Genomic DNA, 5,956 nt, shown 5'->3' with positions numbered 1-5,956 from the left:
GATCAGTTCGGCACGTGACGTTGCCGAACTGATCCACCCGCTGCCGAACAGACCGTGGTCAGCTGGGTGAGCTGCCGGCGGTGCGGTCCTTGAGGGCGCTGCCCTGCTCCTTGGCGAACTCGGTCACGCTGCTCGTGACGTCCGAGACCTTGGCCTGGACGCGCGGGTCGTTCCAGGTCTCCGTCGCCCAGTCCTTGGCCTTGTCGAGCTGCTGCCGGCCCTTCTCGGTGCCGAGCAGGTAGCCGAGCGCCGCGCCGACGACGAATGCCGGTCCTGCCTTCATGTCGCGCCTCCTCATGGTCGTGCGGATGGTGGCCGCTGACGGCCGGGTCGTGGTCGTGCGCACGACCGTAGGCGCGACCGCGGTCGTACGCACCCCGCGACATGCCGCCGCCGGGACCCTGCCGGACCTGCGGGGACGCGCCGTCCCACGACGCCGAGGACCGCCGCGACCCGAAGGAAGGGTTACCTTCCTACACAGCGCCGCCAGAACGTGACTAGAGTGCTCGCAAGAGTTGTGATGGGGTTCACAAATCGACTCCGGCACCGTCGCCGGGGCGCTCGAGGGAGCGAGGTGAGCACGTGCGGTCAGGTCGCGTCGACGACGCCGACGTCATCGTCGTGGGCGCCGGCCCGGCCGGTTCGTCCACGGCCCACTGGTGCGCCGCCGCCGGCCTCGACGTTCTCCTGCTCGACAAGGCCTCCTTCCCCCGCGACAAGGTGTGCGGCGACGGGCTGACGCCTCGCGCCGTCGGCGAGCTGGCCCGCATGGGGCTCGGCACCCGCGAGGACGACGGGTGGATCCGCAACGAGGGCCTGCGCGTCGTGGCCGGCGCCCGGTCGTGGGAGCTGCCCTGGCCGGACCTCGACTCGTTCCCCGGCTACGGCATGGCACGCTCGCGCATGTCGCTCGACCACCGGCTGGCGCAGCACGCGCAGGCGGGCGGCGCCAAGCTGCTCGAGCGGACCAAGGTGACCGGACCGGTCCTCGACGAGCGCGACGGCCGCGTCGTGGGCGTGCGGACGCAGGCCCTCGACGTCCGCGGTCGCGCCGACGGCGCCGAGACCACCTACCGGGCGCCCGTCGTCGTCGCGGCCGACGGCGTCTCCTCGCGCTTCGCGACGGGGCTGGGGGTCGCCCGCCGTGACGACCGCCCGCTCGGCACGGCGGTGCGCACGTACTTCCGCACCGAGGGCACCTCACGGCACGAGGACGCGTGGATGGAGTCGCACCTCGAGCTGTGGGACGGCGCACCCGGCGCCTCGAACCTCCTGCCGGGCTACGGCTGGATCTTCGCGCTCGGCGACGGCACGGCGAACGTCGGCCTGGGCTCCGTGAGCTCCACGCCCGCGCGGCAGTCCGCGAACGGTCACGACTACAAGGGCATGATGCGGGCCTGGATGCGCAACGCCCCCGCCGAGTGGGGGTTCACCCCCGAGAACCAGGTGGGGCCGGTCCGCGGGGCCGCGCTGCCGATGGGCTTCAACCGCAGCCCGCTCTACCGCGACGGCGCGGTGCTGGTGGGCGACGCGGCCGGGATGGTCAGCCCGTTCAACGGCGAGGGCATCGCCTACGCCCTGCAGGCGGGCCGGGTCGCCGCCGACGCGATCGCCCAGGCGCGCACCCGAGCCACGGACGACGCGCGCGAGCGGACGCTCGCGTCGTACGCCGACCGGATGCGGGCCGACCTGGGCGGCTACTACACGCTGGGCCGCTGGTTCGTGCGGCTCATCGAGCACCCGCAGATCATGCGGATCTGCGTGAAGCACGGGCTGCCGCGGCCGGTGGTCATGCGGTTCGTGCTCAAGCTGCTGTCCGACTGCTACGAGCCGCGCGGCGGTGACTGGGTGGACCGGGTCATCGCGGGGCTCACGAGGGTGGTCCCTGCGGCATGAGCGCACACGAGCACAAGGGAGTGGTCGAGATGCACGAGGTCGAGAAGCGTGCGGCCGTGCGGACGGGGGACCTGCGATGACGAACCCGTACGTGCCGGTCCTCATGCTCATGGGCGTGGCCCTGGTGCTCGCCGTGGGCGGCGTGGCGGCGAGCGCCGTCATCGGGCCCAAGCGCTACAACCGGGCGAAGCTCGACGCCTACGAGTGCGGCATCGAGCCGACGCCGCACGCGGTCGGCGGCGGCCGGCTCCCGGTCAAGTACTACCTGGTGGCGATGACGTTCATCGTCTTCGACATCGAGGTCGTCTTCCTCTACCCGTGGGCGGTGGACTTCGCCGTGCTGGCCGGCTTCGGCCTCGTCGCGATGCTCACGTTCCTCGCCCTCATCACCGTGCCGTTCGTCTACGAGTGGCGGCGCGGCGGCCTCACCTGGGTCTAGGCCCGGGCGCGCGACCAGCACGACCAGCACCACCGCACGACCTGCACCACCCAGCACGACACGGCACTACGGACGGCATCGGCGCCGAGGATCCTCACGCCGATGTTCACGAAGGGGAGGGGTCATGGGCCTGGAAGAGGCTCCGTCGGGCTTCCTGCTGACGACGATCGAGGACCTGGCGGGCTACCTGCGCAAGGCGTCCGTGTGGCCGGTGACGTTCGGACTGGCGTGCTGCGCCATCGAGATGATGGCGGCCGGCGCGTCGCGGTTCGACCTGTCGCGGTTCGGCATGGAGGTCTTCCGGGCGTCGCCGCGGCAGGCGGACCTCATGATCGTCGCGGGCCGGGTGAGCCAGAAGATGGCGCCCGTCGTGCGGCAGGTCTACGACCAGATGAGCGAGCCCAAGTGGGTGCTGTCGATGGGTGTGTGCGCGTCCAGCGGCGGCATGTTCAACAACTACGCGATCGTCCAGGGCGTCGACCACATCGTGCCGGTCGACGTGTACCTGCCCGGCTGCCCCCCGCGCCCGGAGATGCTCATCAACGCGATCCTCGCGCTGCACCAGCACATCCAGGACTCGCCGCTGGGCGTGAACCGCAAGGAGGCGGCCGCGGCCGCCGAGGCGGCGGCGCTCGAGGCCACCCCGACGTTCGAGCTCAAGGGGCTGCTGCGATGAGCGACGGCACGACGGCGGGCGGGTCCGCTGCGGACAGGCCCGTCCCGCAGCCCGAGGAGGTCCTGGGGCCCCGCTCCGGGGAGCTGGTGCCGGGCAGCGAGCAGGCCGGCCGGGGCGGGCGCGGACCGGAGGTCGTCGAGGTGCGGCGCGGCATGTTCGGCGTCCACGGCTCCGGCGACACGTCCGGGTACGGCGGCCTGGTGCAGCCGGTCGCGATGCCCGGCGCCGCGACGCGGCCGTACGGCGGCTGGTTCGACGAGGCCGTGGACGTGCTCGCCGAGGTGCTCGGCGAGCAGGGCGTCGCGTTCGACGTCGCCGTGGAGCGCGTCGTCGTCGACCCGCACACCGACCCGCCGAGCCCGCACGCCGAGCTCACGCTGCACGTGGCCCGCGAGCACCTGCTCGCCGTCTGCCGCGCGCTGCGCGACGACCAGGACCTGCGGTTCGAGCTCAGCCTCGGCGTCTCGGGCGTGCACTACCCCGACGACACGGGCCGCGAGCTGCACGCCGTCTACCACCTCACCTCCGTGACGCACGGCCGCCGCGTGCGGCTCGAGGTGTCGGTGCCCGACGCCGACCCGCACGTCCCCTCCACCACGTCGCTGTACCCGACCAACGACTGGCACGAGCGCGAGACCTGGGACTTCTTCGGGATCGTCTTCGACGACCACCCGGGCCTGGCACGGATCGAGATGCCCGACGACTGGCCGGGCCACCCGCAGCGCAAGGACTACCCGCTCGGCGGCATCCCCGTGGAGTACAAGGGCGCCACCGTGCCGCCGCCGGACACCAGGAGGTCCTACTCATGACCACCGGAACCTTCAGCGCCACCCGGCCGCCGACCGCGGACGAGTTCGACCCGGGCATCCCCGGCTTCGAGGCGTCCGGCGGCGACTGGGACGAGATCGCCCGCGAGGCCGTGGGCGAGGAGCGCATCGTCGTCAACATGGGCCCGCAGCACCCGTCCACGCACGGCGTGCTGCGCCTCATGCTCGAGATCGACGGCGAGACGGTCACCGAGGCGCGCTGCGGCATCGGCTACCTGCACACCGGCATCGAGAAGAACATGGAGTTCCGCACCTGGACGCAGGGCACCACGTTCTGCACCCGGATGGACTACCTGGCGCCGCTCTTCCAGGAGACGGCGTACTGCCTCGCCACCGAGAAGCTGCTCGGCGTCACCGACGACGTGCCGGAGCGGGCGTCGATCATCCGCGTGCTGATGATGGAGCTCAACCGGGTGGCGTCCCACCTCGTCTGCCTGGGCACGGGCGGCAACGAGATGGGCGCGACGACGGTCATGACGATCGGCTTCACCGCCCGCGAGGAGATCCTCCGGCTGTTCGAGGCCGTCACCGGGCTGCGCATGAACCACGCGTACGTGCGGCCGGGCGGCGTCGCGCAGGACGTGCCCGAGGGGTTCGAGGACCAGGTGCGGGCGGCGCTGCCGAAGATCCGCCAGTACCTCGGCCAGCTCGGCGACCTCATGCTGGCGAACCCCATCTTCAAGGCGCGCCTCACCGACGTCGGCGTGCTCAACCTCGCCGGCTGCATGGCGCTCGGCGTCACCGGGCCGGTGCTGCGCTCCACGGGGCTGCCGTACGACGTGCGCAAGGCGTTCCCGTACTCCGGGTACGAGACGTACGACTTCGACGTGCCGACGTCGACCGACGCGGACTGCTACTCCCGCGTGGTGCTGCGCCTGGAGGAGTGCTACCAGTCGCTGCGCATCGTGGAGCAGGCGCTCACCCGGCTCGAGGCGACGTCAGGGGCGCCGGTCATGGTGGCGGACAAGAAGATCGCGTGGCCGGCGCAGCTCGCGATCGGTGCCGACGGGCAGGGCAACTCGCTCGACCACATCCGCCAGATCATGGGCACCTCGATGGAGGCCCTGATCCACCACTTCAAGCTCGTCACCGAGGGGTTCCGGGTGCCGGCCGGGCAGGCGTGGCAGACCGTCGAGCACCCGCGCGGCGAGCTGGGCGTGCACGCGGTGTCCGACGGCGGCACCAAGCCGTACCGGGCGCACTTCCGCGACCCGTCGTTCAACAACCTCCAGGCCGTGTCGGTGATGTGCGAGGGCGGCCAGGTGGCCGACGTCGTCGTCGCCGTCGCGTCCCTGGACCCCGTGCTGGGAGGGGTCGACCGATGACGGCAGAACCCACGAGCGCCCGCTCGGCCACGCGGTACGACGCCGACACGCTCGCGTCGCTGGCCGCCGACGCCGCGGCCGTCAAGGCGCGCTACCCGGACCCGCGCTCCGGCCTGCTGCCGATGCTGCACCTCGTGCAGTCGGTGGACGGCTACGTGAGCCGCGACGGCATCCTGTTCTGCGCCGAGCAGCTCGAGATGACGCCCGCCGAGGTGAGCGCCGTCGCCACCTTCTACACGCAGTACAAGCGGCACCCCAACGGCACCTACACCGTGGGCGTGTGCACCAACACGCTGTGCGCGGTGATGGGCGGCGACGCCATCTTCGACGAGCTGAGCGAGCACCTCGGCGTCGGGCACGACGAGACCACCGAGGACGGCGCGATCACGCTCGAGCGCGTCGAGTGCAACGCCGCCTGCGACTACGCGCCGGTCGTGATGGTCAACTGGGAGTTCTTCGACAACCAGACGCCGGAGTCGGCCACGGACCTCGCCGACCGCCTGCGGGCGGGCGAGCAGGTGGCGCCCACGCGCGGCGCGTCGTCGGTGTGCGGCTTCAAGCAGATGAGCCGCGTGCTCGCAGGGTTCACCGACGGCCGGGCCGACGAGGGCGTGGGCGCGGGGGAGCCGACGCTCGCCGGCCTGCGCCTGGCGCGCGCCGCGGCCGCCGTCGACGGCGGGGAGCCCTCGTCGGCCGAGCCCGCCGAGACCACCGACGGGCTGTCTCTTATACACAAATCCGAGCCCACGCGACCGAGCAATATAGCGTATTACCTCGTATGCGTGAAAAGAGG

The 5,956-nt window shown here is 72.0% G+C and carries 7 protein-coding genes; 6 read left to right on the top strand and 1 reads right to left on the bottom strand.

All coding sequences use genetic code 11. From position 1 onward, the window contains the following. Positions 1–58: 58 nt before the first annotated feature. Positions 59–283, bottom strand: a complete 225-nt coding sequence (locus tag ACFWEK_RS17850; RefSeq protein WP_430548100.1) for a YtxH domain-containing protein — start codon at positions 281–283, stop codon at positions 59–61. Positions 284–582: 299 nt separating this feature from the next. Here ACFWEK_RS17850 and ACFWEK_RS17845 point away from each other — a divergent pair, with 299 nt between their 5' ends. The 6 genes from ACFWEK_RS17845 to nuoE form a co-directional block, all read left to right on the top strand. Beyond that, positions 583–1,896 (top strand): geranylgeranyl reductase family protein, encoded by a 1,314-nt coding sequence (locus tag ACFWEK_RS17845; protein ID WP_430554893.1) that lies wholly within the window; start codon positions 583–585, stop codon positions 1,894–1,896. Positions 1,897–1,972: 76 nt separating this feature from the next. Beyond that, positions 1,973–2,335: an NADH-quinone oxidoreductase subunit A gene (locus ACFWEK_RS17840; protein ID WP_429735904.1), complete on the top strand. Its 363-nt coding sequence runs from the start codon at positions 1,973–1,975 to the stop codon at positions 2,333–2,335. A 124-nt stretch (positions 2,336–2,459) separates the two neighbouring features. Further along, positions 2,460–3,011: a NuoB/complex I 20 kDa subunit family protein gene (locus ACFWEK_RS17835; protein WP_429735902.1), complete on the top strand. Its 552-nt coding sequence runs from the start codon at positions 2,460–2,462 to the stop codon at positions 3,009–3,011. Then, positions 3,008–3,820: an NADH-quinone oxidoreductase subunit C gene (locus tag ACFWEK_RS17830; RefSeq protein WP_430554892.1), complete on the top strand. Its 813-nt coding sequence runs from the start codon at positions 3,008–3,010 to the stop codon at positions 3,818–3,820. Before ACFWEK_RS17835 ends, ACFWEK_RS17830 begins: the two co-directional genes overlap by 4 nt. After that, on the top strand, positions 3,817–5,163 hold the full coding sequence (locus ACFWEK_RS17825) for an NADH-quinone oxidoreductase subunit D (protein ID WP_430548103.1): 1,347 nt from the start codon (positions 3,817–3,819) through the stop codon (positions 5,161–5,163). Before ACFWEK_RS17830 ends, ACFWEK_RS17825 begins: the two co-directional genes overlap by 4 nt. Next, positions 5,160–5,956, top strand: a 797-nt coding sequence (nuoE, locus tag ACFWEK_RS17820; protein WP_430554891.1) for an NADH-quinone oxidoreductase subunit NuoE, incomplete at its 3' end; no start/stop codon positions are given. The genes ACFWEK_RS17825 and nuoE, both read left to right, overlap by 4 nt.

The sequence above is a fragment of the Isoptericola sp. NPDC060257 genome, from assembly GCF_042726645.1.
In the GTDB taxonomy this organism is placed as follows: Bacteria; Actinomycetota; Actinomycetes; order Actinomycetales; family Cellulomonadaceae; genus Isoptericola; species Isoptericola nanjingensis.
The sequence above is the reverse complement of the archived record's forward strand: the minus strand, read 5'-3'. Positions and strand labels throughout refer to the sequence as shown.

Bases quoted from the DNA above. Each gene is read 5' to 3' on its own strand.
- ACFWEK_RS17840 (WP_429735904.1), top strand. From the start codon at position 1,973: ATGACGAACCCGTACGTGCCGGTCCTCATGCTCATGGGCGTGGCCCTG.
- ACFWEK_RS17835 (WP_429735902.1), top strand. From the start codon at position 2,460: ATGGGCCTGGAAGAGGCTCCGTCGGGCTTCCTGCTGACGACGATCGAG.
- ACFWEK_RS17825 (WP_430548103.1), top strand. From the start codon at position 3,817: ATGACCACCGGAACCTTCAGCGCCACCCGGCCGCCGACCGCGGACGAG.
- ACFWEK_RS17850 (WP_430548100.1), bottom strand. From the start codon at position 283: ATGAAGGCAGGACCGGCATTCGTCGTCGGCGCGGCGCTCGGCTACCTG.
- ACFWEK_RS17830 (WP_430554892.1), top strand. From the start codon at position 3,008: ATGAGCGACGGCACGACGGCGGGCGGGTCCGCTGCGGACAGGCCCGTC.